Here is a 25,326-nt window from a genome sequence, read left to right on the forward strand (position 1 = left end):
GCGCGCCTTGACCATTGTCTCCATCATTGCAGCTCTCGCGTTGTTTGTCGGCGCACCGCAAATTGTGAACGCCTACTGGCTTGGCGTCGCACTTCAGCTTCTCAGCGGCATCGCGCTGACCCAGAGCTGGGTCGCATTCTCCGGCCTGACAGGTTACGTGTCCCTGGGCCATGCAGTGTTTTACGGTGCCGGCGCCTACGTGATGGCGCTGCTGTGGCAGTCCGCAGCGCTGTGGGAGATATTAGTCGCGTCCGGATTCACGGCTGCAGCACTTGCGCTGCTTATCGGCTATCCCGCCTTACGCGTCCGCGGGCCTTATTTCGTGATATTGACGCTTGGCCTGTCCGAACTCTGCAAATATGTGGTTATCGCGATCGAAGCGGCCCTTGAGTCAAGCGGCCGTCTTCTGTTTGATACGCCTGATCCGGTGTTCCTTTACTACATCATGCTGTTGCTGGCCGTCCTTGCGACCCTTTTGACCTGGGGACTTGCCCGCTCACGCTGGGGCGCCGGCCTGCGCGCCATTCGCGAGGACGAAACCGCCGCATCCACTGTCGGCGTTCCCGTCACCTTCCTGAAAATCATGGCGTTCGTTCTCTCCGCGTTTATTCCAGGTGTCGTCGGCGCAGTATGGGTGCTTCGCACTACCTTTTTCGAGCCGATGCAACTGTTCAGCCCCACCACCTCATTCACGATCGTGACGATGGCTGTCATCGGCGGCAGCGACGGGGCGCCAGGGCCGATCTTTGGCGCAGCCTTCATTGTGATCCTGTCGGAACTGCTTTGGGCGCGCGCGCCCCAATTCTACCTCGTGCTTCTTGGCATTCTGCTGATCAGCTTCGTGTTGTTCATTCCGAGGGGAATTTACGGTCAACTGACGGCGCTTGCGCAACGGAGGCGCGCTTGAGTTTCCTGCGCGTCGAGAACCTCACCTGCCGGTTCGGCGGCATTGTCGCGCTGCAGGATATTTCCTTCAGCATGGAAAAGGGCGAAATCCTTGGATTGATGGGCGCGAACGGCGCCGGCAAGACCACGTTGCTGTCGCTTATTGCCGGCAACGTAGCGCCGTCCGCCGGTCATATCCTGCTCGAAGGAGAACGGATCGACGGGCGCAGCCCGCATCGGGTCAACGGCCTCGGCGTCGCCCGGACATTTCAAATCGTGCGTCCCTTCGCCGGAATGACGGTACTGGGCAACGTCATGATCGGTGCGCTTTACGGCAGAGGCCGAACCATGTCGCTGCGTCACGCCCGCACGCAGTGCCTGGAGATCCTTGACGAGGTCGGGCTTGCCGATCGGCGCGATTTGCCGGCGGCCGCTCTGACGCTGGCGGGCCGCAAGCGGCTGGAAGTTGCCCGCGCCCTCGCGACCCAGCCACGTTTGCTTCTGCTCGACGAAGTCCTCGCCGGACTGAATGCCAGCGAGGCGAACGACGCGCTCGATCTGATCCGCCGCCTTCGCGAAACGCGCATGTTGAGCATCATCATCATCGAACATGTGATGAAGGCCTTGATGCGGCTCAGTCACAGAATCCTGGTCCTGCATGACGGCAAAAAGATCATGGATGGCGAACCCGCGGAAGTAGCCAGCGACCCGCGCGTGATCGCGGCCTATCTCGGCGAACACGCTCATGTCTAATCTTCTCGAGGCAACGGATATCAACGCCGGCTACGGCGAAATGCAAATCCTGAAGCATGTGAATTTTGTCATTCGGGAAGGCGCCATTACGGCGGTGATCGGCAGCAACGGTGCGGGCAAAACCACGCTGATGCGCGCCTTGAGCGGACTGATCGCGCTGCAAAGCGGCGCGATCCATTTCGACGGCCAGATGATCGGCAAGCTCCCGGCCTATGAGCGGCTGGATATTGGCCTGGCTTTGGTACCGGAAGGCAGACTTGTATTCCCGGATTTCACCGTACACGAGACGCTCCGCGTGGGCGCGTTCGCACGTCGTGCGCATGCCGGCTGGAAGGCTCGGCGCGATCAGATGTATGCACTGTTCCCCCGCCTTCTGCAGCGGCGCTCCTCGCGCGCCGGGTCCCTGTCGGGCGGCGAACAACAGATGCTGGCGCTTGCGCGCGGCCTGATGTCCATGCCCAAGCTGCTGCTGCTCGACGAGCCCAGCCTTGGTTTGGCTCCCATGATGGCCGACGAGGTTTTCAGCCAGTTGCGGGCGATCCGCGACCAAGGCATCACCATCTGCATCGTGGAGCAAAACGTACAGGCCGCACTCGGCCTCGCCGATTACGGCTACGTGTTCGAGGACGGACAGGTCCGGATGGAAGGCCCCGCCGCGGACCTGCTCGGGCTGGGATCGATCAGGGAAAGCTATCTCGGGCTGTGATGCGACGACGCGAAAAATCAGGCAACGGCGTCAAATTGGCTGGCGGAAGCGGCCTCAATCCTCCGGATGATATCAGCGGTAGTTGTCACTTCGCCGAACTCCATGGCGATGGTCGTCAGGCTCACCCGCTGAATCTCGGCCGCGGCAATGACGCCCCATCCCATGTCGGGATAATCCATCGCCGCACAGGCGTCCGCAAGCACCACCACCTTGTATTCCCGGTGCGCCGCATCCCTCACGGTGGTCTCGCAGCAGACATTGGTAACCGTGCCGCACACGATGATGGTGTCGATGTCGTGCGATCTCAACACCGTATCCAGATCAGTGTTGTGAAATCCACTGAAGCCAAGCTTGTCGACGACAATGTCTCCGCGGATGGGCGCCAGCGCGACGATGATCTCGACACCCGGGGTGCCGCGGGCAAGCATCGCGTCGACGGTCGGATACATGTCTCGCATCCGGCCGGTATCGCTGCCGTCGCCGCGCACGATGTGCCGCAGAAAGATAACGGGCATCCCAGCCTTGCGCGCCGCTGCAGCGCAATTGGAGATCGGCTCGACAATGCCGGCCGTGTCCGGCACGTAAACCGCGCCTTGCGGGTTGCAGAACAATTCCTGCATATCGACCACGACCACCGCCGTGCGCCGCGTGACGATCGGAAAGCTCGTTGGAATTTTCCTCATCAAACGAAAACTCCTGAAAAGACAAATCTTGGCACGACGCCTTGTCACCCACACGTGACTGGTCAAAAGATATTTGCGGCGACCGAGGGTGTCAACGCCACGTCCGGATCGGCAGATTGACGCCACCTCGCCTGCCATCGTTACGCGCCGGGCCGCCCAATGAGCAATAGCGGACTGTTTCGCCGTTCGAGTCTGCGCAAGACGGATATCCCTTTAGACTTGATACTTGCGCTATTCCCAAATTAATTTAAGCTTATAATAGTTTACGAGTGGGAGAACAGATGTGCCGGTAATCATCGCGGGCGCCGGTATCGGCGGTCTTGCTCTAGCGCTCTCACTCGAGAAACTCGGCATCGAGTTCATCTTGTTCGAAGCCGCGCCAGAACTGAAGCCGCTGGGTGTTGGCATCAATATTTTGCCACACGCAACGGGTGAGCTGGCGGAATTCGGCATCCTTCCGGCGCTGGAAAAAGTCAGCGTACGGACCCGGGAACTTCGCTACATCAACAAGTTCGGTCAGCTTATTTTCAACGAACCGCGGGGCCTCTACGCGGGTCACGATCTGCCGCAACTTTCCATTCATCGCGGCAGGCTTCATGCGATCATGCTGGCCGCCGTTCGCGAACGCTGTGGCGATACTGCGATTCGTCCCGGCCATCGCTTCGAGAGCTTTGAACAATCGGAGTCGGGAGTAACTGCGCATTTTCGTTGCGTGGACGGCAGCCTTTTCACGCAGACCGGACGGGCTTTGGTCGGCGCCGACGGCATTCATTCAGCGGTGCGCGCGCAACTTCACCCCGAAGACGGGGAGATGCAATGGAACGGCATCATGATGTGGCGCGGCGTCGTCGATTGGCCGGTCTTCGATGGCGGTGACACCATGATTGTGTCCGGCGATATGAAAGAAAAGCTGCTGTATTATCCGATCCTGCCCGGCGCGTCGGACGGCACAATGCTGACCAATTGGGTGCTTTGCAGCAAAATCAGCGAAGGCGGAGCGCCGCCGCCACGGCGGGAAAGCTGGGCGCGGCACGGCGTTCTCAACGAGGTCATTCCGTTTGCCAGACAATTCAGGATTCCCGGATTAGACGTCGCCGCCATGATCACGGCGACTTCGGACTTCCTCGAATACCCGATGTGCGATCGCGAGCCATTGACCAGTTGGGGCAAAGGGCGCGTCACACTGCTCGGCGACGCTGCCCATCCGATGTTTCCGGTTGGATCGAACGGCGCGGCGCAGGCGGTGATCGACGGCAAGCGCCTCGCCCAGTATCTTTCCGGCGGCCAGGTTGACGAAGCGATCCGCGCCTACGAGGCCGAGCGGATTCCGGTTACGTCAGCGATCGTGCGCTCAAATCGTGGCGGCGGCCCCGAACGTGTCGTCGACGTCGTATCCGAGCGCGCCCCGAACGGGTTCGATCGTCTCGAAGACGTCATCACCCGCGAAGAGCTTGCCGCGATAGGCGGCAGCTACGCCAAAATGGCCGGCTTCGCGGTCAAGGAAAAATCCGCCTGAATTTATTTTCCGTCCACACAGATCGAGGATCCGAACATGGAATCTATCACCATCAACAATCATCCCATGACCTATACGGAGAGCGGAACGGAACACCCGCGCGCGCTCATCTTGCTGTCGGGCTGGGCCCAGGACGATCGTCTGTTCAAAAATCTGGCACCGCTGCTTTCGAAAGACTTTCACGTGCTGTGCCCGAATTTCAGGGGACACGATGCCGAGCAAACCTTGCATGGCGATTTTACCGAAGCCGATCTCGTCGATGACGTCGCTAAATTCATCGAAGCCAAGAAACTGGAGAAGTTCAACCTCGTCTCGACCTCTCACGGATGTTGGGTGAATATCGATTTGTGCGAGAAGTTTGGCACTGCCAAGCTCGACAAGACCGTCGTGATCGACTGGCTCATGACCCCGCATGACGGCTTTTACCAGCAGTTGAAGGAAGGCCAGGACCCCGTGAATTACCACGTCGGGCGACAGAGTTTCTTCGATGAGTGGGTGGCCGCCACCGACAATGCCGACGTCATCAATCACATCCGCACCGAGATGCCATGGTTTAAGGGGGAGATGTGGGTCAGAGCATGTCGAGAGATCGAGCGCGCCTACCGAAAATGGGGCAGCCCGCTGGATCGCATGGAGGCTCTCGCCAGCAAACCGCAAGTCCTGCACGTCTATTCACAACCGCTGTCCTCGGAATACCGGGATTTCCAGAATAATTTTGCCGCAGGTCATCCCTGGTTTCACCCGCTGCACATACCCGGCCAAACTCATTTTCCGACGCTGGAAAGCCCCGTGCCGGTGGCCAAGGCCATCCGCGATTTCTACCTCGCAAGCTGATCTCGAACGAAGGGGAGATATGCGATGCCGGCGAAATTGCGAGCGATAATCTCCGGCGCCGGATTCGGGGGACTGACAGCCGCGACCGCCCTCGCCCGGCGCGGCTGGACTGTTACCGTGTTTGAGCGCCAGCCGGAAGTTCGTGCGGCGGGTTCGGGCATCTACATATGGGAGAACGGGCTTCGAATTCTCGAAGCTATCGGGGCCAACGTGGTTCGCCCCGATACTTTCCACGGCCGCGCCATGGAGCAGCGCGATGGCCAGAATCAAGTCATCGACGCCGGTGAGTTTCCACCGGATATGCGCCTTGTCACCGTTCCGCGAAAAGATCTTCTGGAAAGCCTGAAAAACACGGCCATCGGCGCCGGTGTCGATATCCGCACGGGCGCGGAAGTTATCGGCGCGAGTGCCGCGGCGGAGCTTCACTTTGGCGGCGGTCATACCGAGACGGCCGATCTGGTCGTTGGCGCGGACGGGATCTGGTCCGCTGTACGGCGCGCGCTTGGCCTTGAGCTTTTCCACGAACAGACTGTTGAGGGAGCGCTCAGGGCCATTATTCCCGGGACGCAACAAGACCTCGGCGACAACGGCCGTGACAAATATATTGAAAACTGGAATGGCACGCGTCGCTTTTTGATCACGCCGCTAACACCGACCGAAATGTATCTCGCCTTTACCTGTCCAAAGGAAGACGATGCCGGCAAAATCAGTCCTCTCGACAAGAAGGCGTGGACCTCATCATTCCCGCACTGGTCGCACCTGATCGAAAGGGTGGAGGATATTATCCCCTGGAGTCCTTACAGCACCATCAGCGTTAAATCATGGTCCGCGGGGAGATCGGCGATTATCGGCGATGCGGCCCATGCACAGCCCCCCAATCTCGGACAAGGTGGCGGCATGGCGATGCAGATCGGCCTGGCGCTGGCCGTCGCGATGGAAGGCGTCACGGACCGGCGCGACATTCCGGACCGCTTGTCCGCATGGGAGCAACGCGAGCGCGAGCTCGTTGATCATTGCCAGAAATGGTCCCGCATGTATGGAGAGGTTTCGTTTCTGCCAGATGAGGTTCGCAAACGAGCCATCACCCACACTATGGCTGATCCCTGGGTCCGCAGTCAGATTACGAGAGCAGCACGAAGCCATCCTACCGGAACGTGAGCATTTCGATCCGGATGTGAGGCCTCTTCGGAAGAGCCGCCGTCATAGCCTGTAGAGGCGGGTCGCCGTGTCGTTTAATATCTTTCGCTGGTCGATTTCGGACAGCGGTTCGATAGCCTGTCTGAAAGTACGGTAAAGCGAGGCGTAATCGGTCCAAAGCTTTTCAACGGGAAAGTTGCTGCCATAGAGACAACGGTCGGCACCGAACATGGCCACGGTATCCGCGATAACAGGCGCGACCAGCTCGAACCGGTAGGCATGGTCGAATGTACCAAGGCCCGACAGCTTGACGTGGACGTTACTGCACTCGGCCAGCGCGCGCATGCCCGCGCGCCAACGCTCCAATCCATCTGCCGACCTGTCTTCCAGCATCCCGGCATGTTCGAGTACGAAAGTTATATTGGGAAAGTCGCGCGCCAGCTTTGCGCCATCCGCCATTTGACTTGTGAAAATCTGCAACTCGAACGGCAGACCATGCCGCCCAACTTGCGAAAGACCGCTTCGCCATTGTGGATCGTTCATGAGGTCCGGGCGGCCCGCAAAACTATATTGCGGGTTGGCGTGCCAATGGATCTGCTGCCGGATGCCGCGCGTCAAAGGCAACTCAACCAGTCGCCCCAGCAAAGTACCGACATCCGGATCCGCCAGATCGGCATGAGCGACGTTAGCATGCGGCCACCCGGTGGCGTCAGCCACGGACTGTACCCATTTCGCCTCATCGAGGCTTTGGCCGGCTGGCCAGTTGGTTTGAACGTAAATGGATCGGATGACGTTGCTGCCGGCGATGTCCGACCTGAATTCATCCATCGTGTAGTCGCGACGGATTGCCTCGTAAGGGCCGAAGATCCGCGGCACCGGCGAGCCCGATAGCCAGGCGAGATCGAGCAACCGCCATATGTGGTGATGCCCGTCGACCGTGGGGATCGCCTTCATTCCATCCTCCAGATTTCAGCTTGTTGTGCGGCCGCGGTGCTTGTTCGACCAGAACGCCGGCAGCTCCGTGCAATCCTTGCCACCCCAGCCGTCCTTGCTGGCCTGATCAAAGACGCCGAGGGTCTGTTGCGCGAGCGGCAGCGCAAAACCGAGATTCTTACCCTCGGCGACCATGGTGCGCAGATCCTTGCGGATCGAGTCGCAGTCGAAGGTTGCCGAACCCGGATCTTCCAACTGCAATGCCTTGGCTACCGCTGACCCGCGGGCCCGCAGCACATTGGGACCGCCGGATGATTCCGTGAACATCTCCACAACAAGAGAGGTGTCCAGGCCAAGATGCTGAACCAGCGCATAAGCCTCCCCAAAACTCTGCCAAAACACCGCCAGCGGCAGATTGATCGCGAGCTTCATGCTGGATCCTGCCCCGACCGGGCCAACATGGTCGACCCGACGACAAAGCTGATCAAGCACCGGCTTCGCACGCTCGAAATCCTCTTTCGTACCACCGGCAAATCCCAGCAGCTTTCCGTTCAAGGCCGGACCCACCGTGCCTCCCACCGGACATTCGAGCAGCGACGCTTGCCGATCCTGGACTTGCTTGGCCAACAACCGCTCCGTCTCGGGCTGCACGGTGCTCATTTCGACAAAGAGCTTGCCGGCGACATCGCCCGCCAACAGACCGGCAGGACCGTTGTAAACGCTCTCGATGGCTGCGGCGTCGGTCAGAATCGTGATAACGAGGTCAGCCTGTTCCGCGAGTTCCTTTGGCGAGGCGGCAACGATGGCGCCCTGCTCTCCAAGCGCCTTCGATTTCGCCACTCCACGATTCCACACGACAACATCGTGTCCGACATCGATCAATCTTTTGGCGATCGCAGCGCCCATGCGACCCAGTCCTGCAACTCCGACTTTCACGATGCGTCCTTTTCTTCTTTTCTGTCATCAATGCCTGTAAAAAACGGGCGAACAACGCAGCCTATACCAGATGGTCCAGGATTTCCGGGTCGTTCAACAGATCGGCTGCACGATTATGATGCCGCACCTTGCCTGCTGCCAGGATGTAGATGCGATCCGCAATACTGCACGTCAGCTTTGCGTTCTGTTCAAATAGCGCCACCGTCAGTCCTTGTTTGCGGAGTTCGCCCAACGCCCGGCCGATCTCGCCGATCACAATGGGGGCCAACCCGAGCGAGGGTTCGTCAAGCACGAGCAGCCGCGGATCGGACATCAGCCCCATCGACACCGCAACCATTTGCTGCTGTCCACCTGACAGCGTGCCCACCGGCTGCCATCGTCTCTCCTTGAGGACCGGAAACATCTCGTAACAACGCTCGATGTTATGGGCACATTTCGCTTTGTCTTTCAGCGGATCTCCCGCGATCACGAGGTTTTCGTCTACCGACATTCGCGAGAACAAGCCGCGCCCTTCCGGCACGATCGAAATACCAAGATTCACGCGCTTATGAGGCGGAACCATCCCGAGGTCGCGGCCGTCAAAAACGAGCCGTCCCGATTTTGGCTGCACCAGACCGCCGATCGCCTTGACCGTCGAGGATTTTCCCGCACCGTTCGGTCCGACCACGCCGACGATTTCGCCGGCACCGACGCTGATCGCCAGATGGTCCACCGCCAGAAACGGGCCGTAGCGAATAGTGAGGTCTGCAATTTCAAGCATCGGCTGTTCCAAGATAGCGGTCGATCACCCGCTGGTCAGCGAGGATATCGGTCGGCGATCCCTCCGCCAGCTTCTCGCCGGCCATCAGCACGACGACCTTGTCGGCGAGTTCACGGATCACCTTCATGGTGTGCTCGATCACAAAGACCGTGCAGCGCGACTTAAGCTCCGATAGCAGTCCTATCATGGTGCGCACTTCACTCGACGACAGGCCGCCGACCGGCTCATCGAGCATCATCAGTTTGGGTTGCTGAACCAAACGCATCAACAACTCCAACTGCCGCTGCTCCATCAGGGTCAAGCCGCCGGCGCGAGCCTCATAGCGATGGGATATCCGCAACCAATCCGCAAGCTCGTCGACGGCTTCGGCCCCCAAACGGACGCGCGCATCGACCAGGGCGGTAGCGACATTTTCCCGGACCGTGAGTTCGCCGAACACCCGCACCGCCTGATAGGTTCGGGTGAGGCCCGCCTTGGCGACCTGCGATGGATTCTTACCGGCGAGCGAGACGTGATCGAACGCGATTGAGCCGCTGCTCAGCCGGGTATGGCCGGAGATTAAATTGACGAACGTGGTCTTTCCGGACCCGTTGGGTCCGATCATGCCCAACGTCTCGCCCCGATGCTGAACGAGATCGATGTTCTTCAAGGCGACGACACCGCCGAAGCGTTTCGAGACAGCTTTGGCTTCAAGAAGGACTTCGGTCATTTCGGACTCCGGCGCGGAACGGGCGCGTCGATTTCGGCCGCCGGCAACCGTGGCGTTCGGCCAAGACTGCCTAAAAGACCGGCCGGCATCAGCACAATGACCGCAATAATCAGAGCGCCGTAGAGCACGTCCTTGATGGTGTAGTATTCCTGCAAAAAGAACGACAGCGGCGCCAGCAGCGCGGCGCCGAGCACGGGTCCCCAGATCGTCCCGCGGCCACCGAACGCAACCATCAGCCAGATGTTCATGCTGATCAGCACATCGAACGAACGTGGCGAAATGAAACCGATATAGGGCGCGTACAGCGCTCCGCCGACGCCTGCAAAAAGCGACCCGACAAAGAAGGCAATCATCTTGTAGCCGGTGACATTGATGCCGAGCATGGCGGCCAGTTCGTCATCTTCGCGGATCGCGATCAGCCGGCGGCCGAGAGTCGAACGCATGATCGCGATCAACACCATCACGCCAAGCACGGCGGCTGCAGCAAGCACCAGGTCGTAGCTGAGGCTGGACAGCGGCTCGCCCCGCAGCGATGGCAGCGGAATCTGCGAAAAACCGGTGTCGCCATTGGTGAGACCCGAGAAATAGATAAAACCAAGTGTCATCACCGTCTGGATCACAAGCGAACAGAGCGTGAAATAGAACCCCTTCAGCCGTAGCGACGGCAATCCCAGGACAGTGCCGGTAATCGAGGCTGCCAGCGCACCAACAGGCAGCGCCAGCCAAAACGACCAGCCATTCGCGGTGAGATCGACGACCGTGTAAGCGCTGATACCGGCGATGCCTGCGAACATCAGCGGCATCAGGCCGGTGTAACCGTACAGCAGGTTCATGCCGCAGGCCCACAGGATGTGGATCATCGTGACGCCCGCGACAAAAGCGAGATAGCGGTTACCGGACAATGCGATCGGCAACACGAACGCGACGATGGCGAAACCCGCCAGCAGCAGGAGATTCGCGGAGTGACCTTGGATACGGCCACCGGTCTTGAAGCTTTGTGTCATCGCGCGAACAATCCGGATGGCTTGAACAGCAGAATCAGAAGCATCGCGCCGAGATAGGAGAATGCAGCGATTGTCGGACTTGCGACCGTGCTGACCGCCGCCTGCGTGAAGCCGAATACCATGCCAACGATGAATGCGCCCAGCACAGAACCGGGACCGCCAATGATCATAATCGCGAAGGCGGTGATCGACATGGTCCAGGCGATCGTCAGATCGAAACTGTAAGCCAGCGCAAACAGAATTCCACCAGCGAAGATCACCGCATTGCCGAGCGCAAAGGAAAGGCTATAGCTTGCCTTCACGTTAACACCCCGAAGCGCCGCAGCATCGCGGTTCTGGAACACGGCCCGGATGGCCCGCCCGTAACGGTGGTAACGCAGCAACGCGAACAGAGCTGCGAGAATGGCCAGCGCGAGCACCAGCACCAGCAATCGGTTGTTGGCGACCGGAAGCGGCCCAATGAAGGTGATGCCTCCAATCAACGGCGGCAACTGAAATTGGTCACTCCATTGCCCGTAAGTGAAGGCAAAGATACCGGCAAGAATCTGCGTGATGCCGAGGCTCAGAACGAAATAGGAAATATTCCGATTGGGCACATCATAGAAGCGGCGGATCAGCACGAATTCGAGAGCATACGACAGCGGGACGCTAAGCCCGATGACGAGCACCGCAGCGATCGCCGGATGCAGCCCCCAACTCACGGTCATGGTCCAACCGAACAAAGCCGCCAGCAGGAAGAACTGGCCGTTGGCGGCGTTCGGCATCCAGATACTGCCGTAGACGATCGTCACCCCCACCGCGACCAGCGAGAAAATCGCGCCGAGGATCAGGCCGGTGGAAATGGTGGACAGCAAGATGATGAGATTAGCGTTCGACAAGCAGCACTCCCGGAAAACAGGAAGCCCGCCGCGACTATTCGCAGCGGGCTTCGGCGCTCACTTAACCAGCGTGTAGACAGGAATCACTTCCGGGTCCCATTCGGTATAGAAAGTCTGCTTGGCCTTGTACGCCTTTCCGACAATGTCGGTGATCTGCATGATGTAGATGTATTCCTTGCGCGCGCCGTTCTTGTCGAATTCGATCGGAATGTTCGACGTCGTCTCCTTGGTCTTCAAGGCCGACATCGCGTCGCGAAATTTTTCACGGTCGTCGGCAGCCTCGGGATTCTTGTCGAGCACTTCCCGGATGACATGCGCGGTGACGTAGCAGAAATTCTCGCCATAGGACGGCGGCCGTTCATATTGCGCAATGAACTGCTCGACGAATGATTTTCCTTCATCGGTCAATGCGTCGAGATTGGAGTCAAAGAACGTCCCGTAATATGAGCCGATACTGCGCTTGCCCCAATTCATGACCTGGGTAGTAAGCCCGAACGGATGGATGATTTGGTTGGGCTTGATACCCAGATCAAGCAACTGATTGGTAATGGTATTGTCGAACCCACCGGCGCCGATCACGACGACGTAATCGGGCGTAGCCGCCAGGACCTGCGCGGCTTGCACGGTGGCGTCGTTCGAGCCCTGCGGAAACGCGATATCCGCCACGATCTTGAGGCCGGACAGCGGCGCCTGATATTTGAGCCCGGCGGTGATCGCCCGCATCAGCGCATAATCCGAGTAGATCAGCGCAATGGTTCCACCCGGCTTTTGCTTCTCCACAAATTTGGAGATCGCATAGCCCCAGCCCACTGCGTCGGGCTCCAGGCGGAAAGTGTAGCGGCTGCCGGGCTTGGTCAGTTGCGGAAACGCGGCAACCGGCACCACGAACGGCACCTTGTTCTGTTCCGCATAACCATACACGGCCAGACCGGTGTCGGAACTGGTCGGGCCGCTCAAGGCCAGCACTTTGTCTTGCACATCGAGGCTTCGGGCGGCGGCGACTGATTGAGCAGGGCTGGTCTGGTTGTCCGCGATGACGAATTCGATCTTGCGCTTGCCCGGAGTGTTGATCTGTTTCTCCGCGAATTTAAGACCGGCGACACAACTGGTGCCGAAGAACGTCCACGCGCCGGTCAATTCGGTCACGAAACCAATCTTGACCGGCGGCTTTTCCTGCGCGCCGCCGATACCCGTAGACAATAACATCGCCACCGAAATCATGGCGGCACAAACTAACGACCTCGTCATTGCAGCTTCCTCTCCCGATTTCATTTTGATTCAGGCTTGCGGGTCGTCTCGCCCGCTTAAACCTCCTGCATAGCTTTGTATCAGGCTGCCTCGCGCCGTTTTCCGGATGCATCGAGCAACCCTGCCGCCACAAGTGCCTCGCGAATGCGCGCGATCTCGGGCTGCCCGATCTTGACCAGCGGCGGCCGGACCACGGCGCGCGGCAGGCGGCCAAGAAGCACAAGCGCTTCTTTCATGCGGTTATGCATGTCGACAAACGGGTCGGCATAGAACACGCTCGCCATTGGATGAATTCGATCGTTCAGCCGGCGCGCTTCGGCAAGATCGTTGGCGGTAACTGCCCGAAACAAGCGGGCTTGCAAATCGGCGATCACGCTGCCGCTTCCCGACAGCAATCCGTCGCACCCGAGTACAAGGGAGCTCAACAGCCACGCGCTGTTCGTGGTCAACACGTTGACCGGACGGCTACGCGAGCGCAGCGACCGAATCTGCGCTTCGTGCTGCGGGACGTTCGGCGTCCAATCCTTGATGGCACGAATGGTCGGGACTTCGTTGAACAAGCGATCCAGTGTTGCCTGAGGATAGCCCTGCCCGGTCGCGAGTGGATACTGGAACACGATCAGCGGCAGATCGGACGCCGAAGCAATCGTCTTGAAGTGCGCTAACGCCATCTCAGCGCTTTGCCCGAGCGTAAATGGCGCGGGCGGAAACACCAGCAGCGCGGAGGCGCCGCCGGCTTGCGCGCGCCTGGCGATCCGCGCCGCCTCGAGGCTGCCATCGGCCCAAATTCCGTGGATTAACGGAAGACGATCACCGACTTCATCGGCGGCAATTTCCATCACCCGGCTTTGCTCCTCCGCGGTGCATGAGGCGACTTCCGTGGAATGTGCATTGACCGTGATGGCCGACAGGCCTTCGACCGCCGCGACGTCCCGCAAATGACTGCGAAAGCTCGGCTCGTCGATCGACAGATCATCATGAAACGGCAACAAGACCGCGGGGATGACGCCCTGAGGAACAAATTGATTAAAGCGAGCCATGGCTTTCTCCCGTTCTATTGGTCATCGATCAAGCTGGTCTTTGCAGTCTCACGGGCGCGCGCTCATCAAGCGGCCACATGAGGGCAAGGCGATTGGCTACTTCGGCGGCGAGCGGCCCGCAGTTTTCGATTTCGGCCCGCGTCATACGGTTGGTGGGCGCAGCTACAGAGATAACGCCGACACATTCGGTGCCTCCCGATAACCGCGGCGCCATGATGGGTGCCGCGACTGCCCCGACGCCGATTTCATTTTCTTCGTAGGTCGTCGCGAAACCGCGGCGGCTCGCGGCGTCAAGTTCCTTGCGTAGAACCTTCGTATCAACATTCGTGTGCCGCGTCAGCGCGGCCATTCCATCGCGCTCCAATAATTCCGCGACACGCTCGGGTTTGAGCGTCATCAGCCACGCCTTGCCGGTTGCATGGCTGTGAATGCTGACCTCGAAATTGAAATTCGGATCGATCCGCAGGGTACGGCGGGTGCCGACCACCGCGTAGATCCAGGTGATCTTTTCGCCGCGTTCGACCACGGAAAGCCGGACCAGTTCACCGGTGCGCTCCGCAAGGTCTTCCAGCAGACTTGTACATTGTCCAAGCAAGCCTGATTGCTGCAATTGCCGGAGTCCGAGATTACTGACCCTGTAGGTCAGGTGATAGCGTTGCGCGATGTTGTCGCGCCAAACGTAACCGGCATGCTCGAGCGTTTCGAGGAGACGCGAGGCGATCGCCTTGTTGATGATGAGTTCGCGGGAAATCTCCGCAAGGCTGAGACCGTCAGCCGCGCCGGAAAGCATTTCAATCGCCTGAAGCGCGCGCTCGACCGCCAGCACAGTGGTTTCCACCGGCTTTGCAGCACGTCGGGAGCCACTGCGGTTTTCGATCATTTTGCCGATCCCCGCTTCAACAACAACGCCAAGCCCCGACGCCGCTGGCCGCAGCCTCGATCGCCATCGCCCGTCCTTCCGGATGCGGCTGAATTAGCTTGGTGCAATATGGACATCCACCCCAACCCGAATGATCCTCCGTCGAAAACGGCCGGTCCTTTGGCAGGCCGCGCCGTCGCATATCCGTCCGTCGCAGCGCCGTCGCTTGCCTGTCGATGCGGCCCTGCCCGTCAAATACCACACCATAGAACTCGTGCGCAGCGGCTTTCGATACATATCCCTGACGGACGTCATTCTCGATGTCATCGAGCTTGCGATCGAGAGGACTGCCGTAGCCGCCCCCGCCGCCCGAGCAAACGGTATATGCATCCCCCGCCTCGATCTTCTGGGACAGCACCTTGCCGGTCGGAAAGCGCTCCAGTTCGCCCCCCCGCTCCAGCCGAACCTCGTTGCCGAGCGCACTCAGCCCCCCGAAAAGACCCCAGGGGCGGCAATCGACCCGCTCGATCTGAGCATTGAACATGATGGGATGCCGCGCCCGCACGACCTGCTCGGTGCCGAGGCCGCCGCGGAATTTTCCGGCACCGCCGGAATCCTCGCGCAACGCATAGCGTTCGACAATCAACGGGAATTTGGCTTCCACCTGCTCGCTCGGACCATTGTGGGTATCGCCGTCGTTGATCGCGACCGTGGCGCTCATGCCGTCCTCGCCATGCTTGGCGCCCCAGCCGCCGCCGATAAGCCCGCCAAGATAGAGGTACAGCTTGTTGTCACGCGGCTGGCGGCCGTTGATCGACGCAATCACCAGATCCGCATGGTGTGCTGCAATCACTCGCGTCGGAACAGCCGATGCCAGAGCCTTGAAAATCGTGTCCACGATCGTCATGGGATAGGTCATCCACCACCGCATCGGCGCCGGGCGCTCGGCGCTGACTACAGTGCCAGATGGCAACACGATTTTCAGATTGCGAAACGCGCCGTCGTTGACGGGCAGCTCAAGTCCGGCGGTCAGGCATTTGAACGCGACCTGCGCCGCGGAAAGCCCCGCTGTCTGGCCCGAATTGTAGAAGCCTTTGACCTGGGTGCTGACATCTGTGAGGTCGATCGTCATCTGATCGCCCGCGACGATAATCTTCACGCGAATAGGAATACGCCGGCCGATATCAATGCCGTCGTCGTCCATGAACGATTCCGCCTGATAGGTTCCGTCCGGAATTTGCGCGACGCTGTCGCGCGAGACCGCTTCGGCATGGTCGAAAATCGATTCAATCGCGGTCTCCAGCGCGAATCGGCCATATTTGCGAACCAGCTCGAGAAACCGCTTCTCGCCCGTCCGAACCGCGGCGACCTGCGCCTTCAAATCACCCATCGCGCGCTCGGGCAACCGGACGTTCATGCGAATGACGGAGAGAATATCCTCATTCGGAACACCCGCTCGCCAGGCCTTGACGATCGGCAGTTGCAGACCTTCGGAGAAGATATCCGTGGTCATGCCGTCCAGAGTGCCACCAATGTCCTGCCAATGCGCCATGCAGGCGGAGAAGCCGATCAAATCGGCGCCGTCGAAGATCGGCACCGAAAACGTCATGTGATTGAGATGACTCCCGGTCGTGTAGGCATCGTTGGTGAGCAGCACGTCGCCGGGATGGATGCCGTCCGGACCGAAATGCCGCAGCTTCGCCTTGATCGTCTCGCTCATCCCGCGGATGAACATAGGCAACCCGAGCCCGATCGAAATGGTGTTGCCATGCTGATCGAACAAACCGACCGTGAAATCGAGGGCCTCGTAGATGATCATATTATACGCGGTCCGCATCAGGTTGGTCTTCATCTCCTCGGTAGCGGCGATGAATCCATTGCGGATGATTTCGGTAGTGACGGGATCTTGCGACGTGCGGCCGTGGGTCATGGTTGGACCTCTATCTTGATGTCCAGATTACCCATTTGATCAACCGTCAGGACGTCGCCGGGCAACAGGACAGTGGTGGACGCGTATTCCTGGATCAACGCGGGACCCGTCAGACGATGGCCGCGAAGCAGCCGCGCGCGATCGTAGAGCGGCGTCTCCAGCCGCCCGCCCATGACGCCAAACTCGACGGGACGAACGCCGATCAACGCTTCGTCCGCCGAGGCGCTCGCTGCGGCGTCGAGCGGCGCAAGACGAGGCTTGGCAATGACGCCGATAACCGACAGCCGAAGGTTCACGATCTCCGCGGATTCGTCATTCGATGCGTAACCGTAACGCTGGTTGTGCACGGCATCGAACGCAGCCTTGATCGCATCGATATCCCGCGCCTCGAAAGCCCCGCTATCGATCTCGACGGTGACGGCGTGCTCCTGGCCGATGTAACGCATGTCGACCGCATGTTTCACGATGATATCGAGACGCTCGGGCGCTGCTTCATCGATATCGTCACGGCCCCGCTGCTCCAATTCGCGGAAGATTGCGTTGAAGCTGTCAAATGGAGCATCGGCCAGCCGCGCAAACAGCGTGCGCACATAATCGCGCCTGAGATCGCTGACCAGCATGCCATAGGCCGAGAAATGGCCGGGCGCGTTGGGGATGATGACCCGCGGAATCTGCAATTCTCTCGCCACCAGAACCGCGTGCAACGGTCCCGCACCGCCATAGGCGACCATGGCGAAATCGCGGGCATCGAGGCCGCGCGCCGTGGTCACGCGCTTCACAACGTTGGCCATCTGGGTGACCGCGATACGGATAATTCCATCGGCAGCTTCGGCGACCGATAGTCCCAGCGGCCCGCTGATTTGATCGGTCATCGCGCGCGCTGCGCCGTCGACGTCGAGTTTCATCTCGCCGCCCAGGAACAGATCGGGCGCGAGCCGGCCGAGCAGAAGATTGGCATCGGTCACGGTCGGCTCGGTGCCGCCATTGCCGTAACATACCGGGCCGGGCACCGCGCCCGCACTCTCCGGCCCCACACGCAGCGACTTGCCTTGCGCGAGACGCGCGATCGAGCCGCCGCCGGTTCCGACTTCCTCGATGTCGATCATCGGAATCTGGATGGGTAAGCCTTCGGCGTAGCCGCCGACCATGACCTGGTTTGCCGTCAACTCGACGCCATCGAGGATGACGCCGGCTTTCGCGGTCGTGCCGCCCATGTCAAAGGCGATCGCGTTGCGCAAGCCGATCACCGCGCAGAGTTCACGCGTCCCGATCACGCCAGCCGCGGGTCCGGATTCCAGCATTCGAATACATTCACGGCGGGCTTGTGCGGCATCATAGAGACCGCCGGTCGACTGCACGATCAGGAGTTTTCCGTGAAACTTGACGCCACTGAGCACGCGATCGGCTTCAGAGAGGTAGCGGGTGACATGCGGTCCGATATAGGCGTTCGCCGCGACCGTGGAGGAGCGCTCGAACTCGCGATACTCCTGACTGAGCTCGTGCGACGCCGTCACGAACGCATTCGGCATCATCCGGCTGATGATGTTGCGGGCGCGAATTTCATGATCCGGATTGCGATAGGAGTGCAGGAAGAGAATAGCCACGGCCTCGACGCCCTCTTCCAGGAGGCGGCGCGCGATGGCTTCCACTTCCGTGTCGATCAGCGGACGCAGCACTTCGCCTGCCGCATCCATGCGCTCGTCGACCTCGACACGGAGCGCGCGCTCGACCAGCGGCTGATGCTTGCGAAAGAAGAGATTATAGGCTTCCGGCCGGTTGATGCGGCCGATCTCGTAGATATCGCGAAAGCCCTTGGTCGTGACCAGGGCCGTCCTGGCGCCCTTGCGTTCAAGCAGCGCATTGATCGCGACCGTCGTGCCATGCAGGAACAGCCGGGCATCGGCGAAATCCGCACCGGCCTTGCCGACACCGTGATTCATTCCCTCGATCAGGCTGCTCGGCGTGGTCAGGGTCTTGCCCAGCCGGATTCCACCGGAATCTTCGTCGAAAACGGCGACATCGGTGAACGTGCCGCCCACGTCGGCGGCAATGCGCAATCCAGGAGACGACGAACTCAGCGACGCCGAACTCACGACAGGCGCTCGTCGACGATCCGGTTGCTCAACAGACCGATGCCTTCGACTTCCACCTCGCAGACGTCGCCATCCTTCATGAACAGTGGCGGCTTTCGCGCGAACCCGACACCGGCCGGCGTGCCCGTCACCAGCACATCGCCGGGCCGCAGCGTCATCGCTTCAGAGACGCGCGCAATCAATTCAGGGATCTGGAATATCAGATCGTTGGTGTTGGCATCCTGAACCACCTGGCCGTTCAGGCGCGTCGTGATCCGCAGGCCAAGACCGCCGGCAGGTACTTCGTCGGCAGACACGAGAAACGGCCCGAACGGTCCCGTGTTGTCGAAATTCTTGCCCAGAGTCCATTGCGGACCCTTGAACTGCCAGTCCCGGATCGATCCGTCATTGAACACGGAATAGGCGACGACGTGATCCAGCGCATGGTCCATCGAAATGCGCCGACCGGCCTTGCCAATCACGGCGACCATTTCGCCTTCGAAGTCGAGATGTTCGGAAATCTGCGGCCGCACGATCGGCGCGCCATGACCGATCACGCCTTCTTCGGTGCGAAGAAAATACACCGGGAATTTCGGCTTTTCGTAGGGGCTTTCAGCAGCATGGTCGGCGTAATTGAGACCGACGCAAATGATCTTTCCGATTGTCGCCATCGGCGGCAGGAATTTCAGTGTCGCCGCATCGATCGCGGAAGCCTTCGCAATGGCGTTCTCAGCCGTGCCGCGCAACGCCGGATCAAGCAGAATGGCAAGGGGGTCGCTCGGCAGCGACGTATCCGCCAGTGACACGATTTCTTGCTTGCGCTGCGCAATCAAGATCTGACGGCCCGCGGCCTCAGCCAATCCGAGTCGCATGAATTCCTCCCTTTTATATTGTTACGTTCTTGGCGTAACGTTGTTACCTAAGCTATTTCCGATCGGGAAAGGATGTCAAGAGCGCTTCATGAGCAGTGGCAGGACCGGTCATGAAAGCGAAATTCTTTCTCGCAGTCCGCGATCGTTACCGATGCGCTTTGCTCACCTGCAAACGACGACCGCGTCAGGATGTCGAAGACGTTCCCGACCCGACCGTGCGCTGGAGTTATGATAACTCCACGCTCGACCGGTAGGTATCCAGCGTCGCCTGAAAATGCTTCTTGATGAGCGCGCAGGCTTCGTCGGTATTGCGGGCAAGAACCGCGGTGCGCAGCAATTGATGCTCGAGCGAGCTGTCGCGCCTCATGGCCCCTGTCGACAGGCTATAGCTGCGATACCGGGTGGAGTGATCGTACAGCAGCGCCCGAAGCCGCATCAGCCATTGCGAATCGCAAGCCCCGACCAGCGCATCGTGAAAGTCGCGATTTCTTGCCTCCCAATCGATAGCGGCTTCGATCTCCTGTCTGGCAACTCTCTTTTCGGCGAGTTCGAGACGATAATAGGCGGCGACGATTTCCGCTTCCCAATCCTCACCACCCAGCATGATCGCGCTGCGGATCGCCTGCATTTCAAGCATGATACGCAAATCGGTGATTTCCTGGAATTCGCGCACCGACATCGGCGCCGCGCGAAAGCCTTTCTGCACCTCCAGCGTGACAAGGCTCTCGGACACCAGGCGGGACAGCGCTTCACGCACCGCGCTGGCGCTGGTGCCGTGACGCTGGCTGAGATCGATGATCTGCATCTTGTTTTCGGGCTGAATGGACCCGGACAAGATATCGCTTCGAATCAGCCGATACGTCGATTCCGTCAGGCTCCTTGTATCGTCCGGCTGGGCTGCTTTGATCATCGAGGCGGTTTCCGTGAAGTCAGTGATTCCTGCATCTCATTGTATCTCAAACTTTCGAACCACTTCGCGGTCAATCTCCACGCCAAGGCCCGGCGCTTCCGGAATTTTGGCGACGCCATCTACCGGCCGCAGTGCATCGGTCAGGAGCGCGTCACGGATGCCATGCTCGGTGCAATCCCATTCCAGCAAGGGCGGGATCGGGTACAGCGCCGATGTCGTATTCGGAAGCAACGCCAGCCAGTGTAGCGAGGCGGATATTGCAATCGCAGTCCCCCAGGTGTGCGGGCTGCACCTGATGCCGAAGGCGTGAGCCATGTCCGCAATCTTCTTGCATTCGGAGAAGCCGCCTGCGGCGCAGATATCAGGCTGAATGATATCCATCGCGCGCCGTGCGAGAATGTCGCGAAAGCCGAAGCGCGTAAACTCGGCCTCGCCGCCGGCGACAGGAATCGGTTGCCGTGCCTTGACCTCGAGATAACCCTCAATGTCTTCGGGTGGGACCGGCTCTTCAAACCAGGCAACGTCGCAATCGTCGATGCGATGCGCGAGGCGGATGGCATTGACCGCGTCGTAGGCGCCGTTGGCATCGATCATCAGTGAAATGTCGGAGCCGATGGTCTTGCGCACCGTCTTGACAGCCTTTGCGTCGGCCTCGACGCCGAAACCTACCTTCATTTTCATCGCGCGAAATCCGCGCGCCAGATGCCGCTCCGCCTCTTTGACGAGATTGGTTTCGATGTCGCCATCGCGATAACGAAACAATCCGCTCGCGTAAGCCGGCACGCTGGTGCGTAAAGGCCCTCCCATCAGCCGATGCACCGGCAGCTTGAAATGCTTGCCCTTGATGTCCCACAGCGCAATGTCGATCGCACTCAACGCATCGATCAGCGGTCCCTTCGAACCATGATCGCGAAAGCGGCCGTAGAGATCGTCCCATATTTTTTCGATCGCGAGCGGATCGGCTCCGATCAGAAGCGGTCGAACCAGTTTCAATGCGCCGATGGCCATGCGACCGGGGCCGAAGGCTTCGCCCCAACCGATCAAACCATCGTCGGTCGATATTTCGACAAGCACCGCGCTTCGCCGATCGGCCCACCCTCTTGAATAGGCGAACGGCCGCTGAAGCGGACTCTCGAGCAGATACGTCCTGACGTCGGTGATTTTCATCGCACGGCCCCGTAAACCAACATAATTGACATTTATCACAAAAATCGACAATCTTACAAAAAATAAATATTATGGGAGGAATTCATGGAGCGGCGAACACTCCTCAAATCGTCTGTGGCGGGTGCGGCCTCCCTGTTTTTGGCCGCGCCCGCCGTGGCACAATCCAGACCGGTCGTGAAATGGCGAATGGCGGCCAGTTTTCCCAAGAATCTGGACATCCTGTACGGCGCGACGGTTCGGGTTTCGGAAAGGGTCGCCGCGCTGACCGACAACAACTTCCAGATCATGCCATTCGCGGCCGGCGAGCTGGTCCCTGCCCTTCAGGTGCTGGATGCCGTCCAGAACGCCACCGTCGAATGCGGGTACACGCCGAGCTTTTTCTATGTCGGCAAGGATCCGACGTTTGCTTTCGATACCGCGATGCCGTTTGGGCTGAACGCGCGGCAACAGGCCGCCTGGGTCAACGAGGGCGGCGGCTTCGATTTGATGCGCAACTTCTACAAGAAATACGGCGTGCTGCATTTTCCGGCCGGCAACACCGGCGCGCAGATGGGCGGATGGTTTCGCAAAGAGATCAACACCGTCGACGACCTGCGCGGATTGAAGATGCGGGTCGGAGGCCTCGGCGCGCAAATTCTTGCCAAGCTCGGCGTCGTACCGCAGCAGATCGCTCCGGGCGACCTCTACCCGTCGCTCGAACGCGGCGTGATCGATGCCGCCGAATGGATCGGCCCTTATGACGACGAGCGTTTGGGCTTCGTGCGGGTCGCCAAATATTACTACTATCCGGGCTGGTGGGATCCCTGCGCGCAGACAAATGTTTTCATCAATCAGCAGCACTGGGACAATCTGCCCAAGGCCTATCAGGTCGCGCTGGAAACCGCATGCGCCGAAGCCAACAACTGGATGGTGTCCGCCTACGATGCGCGCAATCCAGTCGCCCTCAAGCGCCTTGTGGCGGCCGGCGCAATTCTCAAACCTTTTCCGCAGGAAATCCTGGCGATCTGCGAGAAGACGACGTTCGACCATTACGAAGAGATCGCCAAAACAAACGAAGCTTTCCGCACGGTCTACGAGCCATGGAAGAAATTCCGGTCGGACATTCTGCTTTGGTTCAATGTCGCGGAATTTTCGCTGGATAGCTTCATCCTCAGAAGCGAGCAGAAACGGCGCCAAGGTTAATCAGCCGGACGTCGGGTCTTTCACAGTTACACATATTCAAATCGGAGCGACATAATGAAAATTGCGGTGATGGGAGCCGGAGCCATCGGCTCTTATTTTGGTGGACGTTTGGTCGCCGCAGGCGAAGAAGTGCACTTCATCGGGCGAGGCAGCCCTCATCTTCAGGCGATGGGCGAGAAAGGCCTGAAGATCATCAGCCATCACGGTGACGCCTTCATTGAAAAGATTCATATCGCGACCGACCCGAAAGCGGTCGGGCCGGTCGATATGATCCTGTTCTGCGTCAAGCTTTGGGATCTCGATAAGGCTGCCGAACAGATCAAGCCGATGCTCAAGGCCGATACCGCCGTCTATTCTTTTCAGAACGGAATCTATGCCGAAGGACGTCTGGCCGAATTGCTCGGCCCGCAGCACGTCATCGGCGGCTATGCCGCGACGCCTGTCACCGTCGTCGAACCGGGCGTGATCCGGCAATTCGGCGAATGGTGTACGCTCGGGTTCGGCGAACTCGATAACCGGCGCACGCCCCGCATCGAGAATTTTCTGGCGGTATGCCAGCGCGCGAAAATCGACAGCCTGATCGAAAAAGACGTGCTCGCCGCGCTCTGGATGAAATTCATCTTCATCACGACCCATAGCGGCGCAACATCCTTTTGCCGCTCGACCGAGGGACCGATCCGCAGCGACCTGTGGGGACGGCAGATGCTGGTCGGGCTCGCCAGCGAAGGCACGGCGATCGCGCGCGCCAAGGGCATCAACATCGCCGCGAGCAATGCCGAGCATGTGCTGGAGCAGATCGACGAACTGCCCGTGGAGGCGCAGGGGTCGATGTACACCGACTTGCAACGTGGCAACCGGCTGGAACTCGAATGGCTCAACGGCCTCATGGTCAAGCTCGGCGAAGAAACCGGCGTTCCGACACCCTGCCATCGCGCTGTCATGATGGCGCTTAACCTGCATGCCGTGGGCAATGGCCGCTAAACGCCAACCGGGTGATCCGAAGCATGAAGGATGACCGCAAACATATCGCGGTCCTATGCACGCTCGACACCAAGAGCGAGCATGCGGCTTGCGTCAAGACGCTGATCGAGGGCCGCGGGCATCGGGTTATTCTGATCGATATTGGCGTGCTGGGAGAACCGGGTCTCCCGGCCGACAGGACCCGCGCCGAGCTCGCCCGTGCGGCGGGCTCGGAGATCGGCGAACTGGCACTGGCCGCAGATCGCGGCAAGGCGCTGGCGATCATGTCGACCGGCGCTGAAGCCGTCGTGATGCAGATGTATCGCGCCGGAGAGCTGGACGGCATTCTCGGCCTCGGCGGCGGATCTGGAACCGCCGTGGCGACAGCGGCGATGCGAGCCCTTCCCGTAGGCCTGCCCAAGGTCATGATTTCGACGATGGCTGCGACGCCAAAGGCCGCGAGCTATGTCGGCACCCGTGACATCACGATGGTCAACACCGTCACCGATCTGGTCGGGATGAATCCGATTATCCGCGGTGTCTTGGCCAACGGCGCGGGAGCCATTTGTGGCATGGTGGAAATTGGCGCCAGCCAGGAACATCGGCAGAACGACAAAAGCCGCCCCACGGTGGCCATCACCGCGTTCGGCGTGACGACCGAAGCAGCGATGCGCTGCCACGCCCTGCTCACGCAGCATGGCTGCGAGACGATGATTTTTCATGCCAACGGCACCGGCGGCCGCACGATGGAAGAACTGATCGCACAAGGCGCCATCGACGCCGTGCTGGACCTGACCATCACCGAGCTGGCTGACGAGCTCTGCGGCGGCTTTCTCAGCGCCGGTCCCGGGCGGCTTGAAGCAGCCGGCAAGTTCGGCATTCCGCAAGTAGTGCTGCCGGGCGCCATCGACATGGTCAATTTCACAACGTCCGATACGGTGCCGGAACGATATCGTCATCGCAGGCTTCATGCCCATAGCCCCAATACGACACTGATGCGGACCACCGCCGAAGAAAATGCCACGCTCGGTCGTTGGGTCGGCGAAAAGCTCTCCCGGGCAAAGCGCCGGGCCGTGCTTATCCTGCCGTTGCGCGGATTTTCCGAATACGATCGAACAGGCGGCGTGTTTTATGAACCCGACAGCGACCGCGCATTCATCGACGCGGCGGCGACGGCGTTGAACGGACACGCAGACATCCTGCGCCTCGACGCCAATATCAACGACCTGATTTGTGCCGAGACCGCCGTCGCACAATTGCTGACGTTACTGCAAGATGGCCGGTCTGAAGCGCTCGCATCGGATCAACCGTCTAACTAAGCACGAAACCGCATACAGGATATGAGGCAGCCC

24 protein-coding genes are annotated in these 25,326 nt (G+C 59.9%); 9 read left to right on the forward strand and 15 right to left on the reverse strand.

The annotated features are described in order from the left end of the window. Positions 1–7: 7 nt before the first annotated feature. The 3 genes from HB676_RS15765 to HB676_RS15775 are packed head-to-tail and all read left to right on the forward strand — an operon-like array spanning position 8 to position 2,344. Positions 8–907: a branched-chain amino acid ABC transporter permease gene (locus HB676_RS15765; RefSeq protein WP_213738747.1), complete on the forward strand. Its 900-nt coding sequence runs from the start codon at positions 8–10 to the stop codon at positions 905–907. Beyond that, positions 904–1,638, forward strand: coding sequence for an ABC transporter ATP-binding protein (locus HB676_RS15770; RefSeq protein WP_213738748.1), 735 nt, complete (start codon positions 904–906; stop codon positions 1,636–1,638). The genes HB676_RS15765 and HB676_RS15770 overlap by 4 nt, the downstream gene beginning before the upstream one ends. Continuing rightward, positions 1,631–2,344 (forward strand): ABC transporter ATP-binding protein, encoded by a 714-nt coding sequence (locus HB676_RS15775; protein WP_213738749.1) that lies wholly within the window; start codon positions 1,631–1,633, stop codon positions 2,342–2,344. Before HB676_RS15770 ends, HB676_RS15775 begins: the two co-directional genes overlap by 8 nt. A gap of 17 nt (positions 2,345–2,361) precedes the next feature. Here the strand turns inward: HB676_RS15775 and HB676_RS15780 are convergent, their stop codons facing one another. Further along, the gene (locus HB676_RS15780) at positions 2,362–3,027 is read right to left on the reverse strand and encodes an isochorismatase family cysteine hydrolase (RefSeq protein ID WP_213738750.1); all 666 of its coding nucleotides are present in this window, start codon (positions 3,025–3,027) and stop codon (positions 2,362–2,364) included. A gap of 283 nt (positions 3,028–3,310) precedes the next feature. Here HB676_RS15780 and HB676_RS15785 point away from each other — a divergent pair, with 283 nt between their 5' ends. From HB676_RS15785 to HB676_RS15795, 3 genes are read left to right on the forward strand one after another with little or no spacing between them, the layout of a single operon-like run. Beyond that, positions 3,311–4,543: an FAD-dependent monooxygenase gene (locus HB676_RS15785; RefSeq protein WP_213738751.1), complete on the forward strand. Its 1,233-nt coding sequence runs from the start codon at positions 3,311–3,313 to the stop codon at positions 4,541–4,543. Between the two features lie 36 nt (positions 4,544–4,579). After that, positions 4,580–5,377: an alpha/beta hydrolase gene (locus HB676_RS15790; RefSeq protein ID WP_213738752.1), complete on the forward strand. Its 798-nt coding sequence runs from the start codon at positions 4,580–4,582 to the stop codon at positions 5,375–5,377. 24 nt (positions 5,378–5,401) lie between these two features. Beyond that, positions 5,402–6,535: an NAD(P)/FAD-dependent oxidoreductase gene (locus HB676_RS15795; RefSeq protein WP_213738753.1), complete on the forward strand. Its 1,134-nt coding sequence runs from the start codon at positions 5,402–5,404 to the stop codon at positions 6,533–6,535. Between the two features lie 42 nt (positions 6,536–6,577). Here the strand turns inward: HB676_RS15795 and HB676_RS15800 are convergent, their stop codons facing one another. The 14 genes from HB676_RS15800 to HB676_RS15865 form a co-directional block, all read right to left on the reverse strand. Continuing rightward, positions 6,578–7,468, reverse strand: a complete 891-nt coding sequence (locus HB676_RS15800; protein ID WP_213738754.1) for an amidohydrolase family protein — start codon at positions 7,466–7,468, stop codon at positions 6,578–6,580. A gap of 15 nt (positions 7,469–7,483) precedes the next feature. Further along, positions 7,484–8,383 carry an NAD(P)-dependent oxidoreductase gene (locus HB676_RS15805; protein ID WP_346347347.1) on the reverse strand — a complete coding sequence of 300 codons (900 nt, stop codon included), beginning with the start codon at positions 8,381–8,383 and terminating at the stop codon, positions 7,484–7,486. 61 nt (positions 8,384–8,444) lie between these two features. Beyond that, the gene (locus HB676_RS15810) at positions 8,445–9,143 is read right to left on the reverse strand and encodes an ABC transporter ATP-binding protein (RefSeq protein ID WP_213738756.1); all 699 of its coding nucleotides are present in this window, start codon (positions 9,141–9,143) and stop codon (positions 8,445–8,447) included. After that, positions 9,136–9,852 carry an ATP-binding cassette domain-containing protein gene (locus HB676_RS15815; protein WP_213738757.1) on the reverse strand — a complete coding sequence of 239 codons (717 nt, stop codon included), beginning with the start codon at positions 9,850–9,852 and terminating at the stop codon, positions 9,136–9,138. Before HB676_RS15815 ends, HB676_RS15810 begins: the two co-directional genes overlap by 8 nt. Next, on the reverse strand, positions 9,849–10,856 hold the full coding sequence (locus HB676_RS15820) for a branched-chain amino acid ABC transporter permease (protein ID WP_213738758.1): 1,008 nt from the start codon (positions 10,854–10,856) through the stop codon (positions 9,849–9,851). Before HB676_RS15820 ends, HB676_RS15815 begins: the two co-directional genes overlap by 4 nt. Further along, complete coding sequence (locus HB676_RS15825; RefSeq protein WP_213738759.1) at positions 10,853–11,734, reverse strand: branched-chain amino acid ABC transporter permease; 882 nt, start codon at positions 11,732–11,734, stop codon at positions 10,853–10,855. The genes HB676_RS15820 and HB676_RS15825 overlap by 4 nt, the downstream gene beginning before the upstream one ends. 57 nt (positions 11,735–11,791) lie before the next feature. Continuing rightward, positions 11,792–12,982: an ABC transporter substrate-binding protein gene (locus HB676_RS15830; RefSeq protein WP_213738760.1), complete on the reverse strand. Its 1,191-nt coding sequence runs from the start codon at positions 12,980–12,982 to the stop codon at positions 11,792–11,794. 80 nt (positions 12,983–13,062) lie between these two features. After that, positions 13,063–14,022 carry a dihydrodipicolinate synthase family protein gene (locus HB676_RS15835; protein WP_213738761.1) on the reverse strand — a complete coding sequence of 320 codons (960 nt, stop codon included), beginning with the start codon at positions 14,020–14,022 and terminating at the stop codon, positions 13,063–13,065. A gap of 28 nt (positions 14,023–14,050) precedes the next feature. Further along, the gene (locus HB676_RS15840; RefSeq protein WP_213738762.1) at positions 14,051–14,902 is read right to left on the reverse strand and encodes an IclR family transcriptional regulator; all 852 of its coding nucleotides are present in this window, start codon (positions 14,900–14,902) and stop codon (positions 14,051–14,053) included. A 16-nt stretch (positions 14,903–14,918) separates the two neighbouring features. Further along, positions 14,919–16,811 carry a hydantoinase B/oxoprolinase family protein gene (locus tag HB676_RS15845; RefSeq protein ID WP_213738763.1) on the reverse strand — a complete coding sequence of 631 codons (1,893 nt, stop codon included), beginning with the start codon at positions 16,809–16,811 and terminating at the stop codon, positions 14,919–14,921. Continuing rightward, complete coding sequence (locus HB676_RS15850) at positions 16,808–18,904, reverse strand: hydantoinase/oxoprolinase family protein (RefSeq protein WP_213738764.1); 2,097 nt, start codon at positions 18,902–18,904, stop codon at positions 16,808–16,810. The genes HB676_RS15845 and HB676_RS15850 overlap by 4 nt, the downstream gene beginning before the upstream one ends. Next, positions 18,901–19,755, reverse strand: a complete 855-nt coding sequence (locus HB676_RS15855; protein WP_213738765.1) for a fumarylacetoacetate hydrolase family protein — start codon at positions 19,753–19,755, stop codon at positions 18,901–18,903. The genes HB676_RS15850 and HB676_RS15855 overlap by 4 nt, the downstream gene beginning before the upstream one ends. Positions 19,756–19,981: 226 nt before the next feature. Then, positions 19,982–20,665 (reverse strand): FCD domain-containing protein, encoded by a 684-nt coding sequence (locus HB676_RS15860; RefSeq protein WP_213738766.1) that lies wholly within the window; start codon positions 20,663–20,665, stop codon positions 19,982–19,984. 36 nt (positions 20,666–20,701) lie between these two features. Next, positions 20,702–21,832, reverse strand: a complete 1,131-nt coding sequence (locus HB676_RS15865; protein WP_213738767.1) for a mandelate racemase/muconate lactonizing enzyme family protein — start codon at positions 21,830–21,832, stop codon at positions 20,702–20,704. Positions 21,833–21,916: 84 nt separating this feature from the next. Here HB676_RS15865 and dctP point away from each other — a divergent pair, with 84 nt between their 5' ends. Genes dctP through HB676_RS15880 form a run of 3 tightly spaced genes read left to right on the forward strand, consistent with a single transcriptional unit; the run spans position 21,917 to position 25,293 of the window. After that, complete coding sequence (dctP, locus tag HB676_RS15870) at positions 21,917–23,014, forward strand: TRAP transporter substrate-binding protein DctP (protein WP_213738768.1); 1,098 nt, start codon at positions 21,917–21,919, stop codon at positions 23,012–23,014. Between the two features lie 54 nt (positions 23,015–23,068). After that, positions 23,069–23,995 carry a 2-dehydropantoate 2-reductase gene (locus HB676_RS15875; RefSeq protein WP_213738769.1) on the forward strand — a complete coding sequence of 309 codons (927 nt, stop codon included), beginning with the start codon at positions 23,069–23,071 and terminating at the stop codon, positions 23,993–23,995. A gap of 23 nt (positions 23,996–24,018) precedes the next feature. Then, a complete protein-coding gene (locus HB676_RS15880) occupies positions 24,019–25,293 on the forward strand; it encodes a Tm-1-like ATP-binding domain-containing protein (RefSeq protein WP_213738770.1) in 1,275 nt (424 codons plus the stop codon). The last annotated feature ends 33 nt before the right edge of the window (positions 25,294–25,326 follow it).

Origin of the sequence: Bradyrhizobium sp. dw_411 (assembly GCF_018449695.1) — a bacterium.
In the GTDB taxonomy this organism is placed as follows: Bacteria; Pseudomonadota; Alphaproteobacteria; order Rhizobiales; family Xanthobacteraceae; genus Bradyrhizobium.